The organism is Brevibacillus daliensis (assembly GCF_021245735.1).
In the GTDB taxonomy this organism is placed as follows: Bacteria; Bacillota; Bacilli; order Brevibacillales; family Brevibacillaceae; genus Brevibacillus_B; species Brevibacillus_B daliensis.
On record NZ_JAJISB010000067.1, the window covers coordinates 1 to 428 of the forward strand.

The window sequence follows — 428 nt, forward strand, 5'->3', positions numbered from 1 at the left end:
GAGTTGAAATTGGCAATGAAGAAACGGAATATACAGAAGCTTCTATATTTCAAAAAAACGGAAAACAATATTTTTATAGATTATATAATTTAAGCCAGTTACGTTTCGAAAAAAAGAATTCACCTTCTAATGGAGAGGTCATATCAGCTGCTGCCAAAGGATTTGAAGCAAAAGGTATATCGAAAGATGGAAAAGTTTTGATAGAGCAAAGAGGTGAATAAAACAAACATAGTTTATCAATCTTTCCAGGGTAACAGATTATGCTAATAGATAAAATGCGTGGAAAGTGAGGGTTGGGTATGCCATATTTCGCACTCTAGTCTGAGACATAATGTATAACAATTACAGACAAGAGGAGAATCAAGATGCAAATCGAATTATCTATGATGCGCTTGGAAACAGAGCGTCTAATCATTCGTCCTTACATT

1 protein-coding gene is annotated in these 428 nt (G+C 34.1%); it reads left to right on the forward strand.

What is annotated here, in order from left to right; all coding sequences use genetic code 11:
• A partial coding sequence (locus LM917_RS24205; RefSeq protein WP_232700260.1) for a hypothetical protein occupies positions 1-221 on the forward strand: 221 nt, incomplete at its 5' end.
• Positions 222-428: the final 207 nt, after the last annotated feature.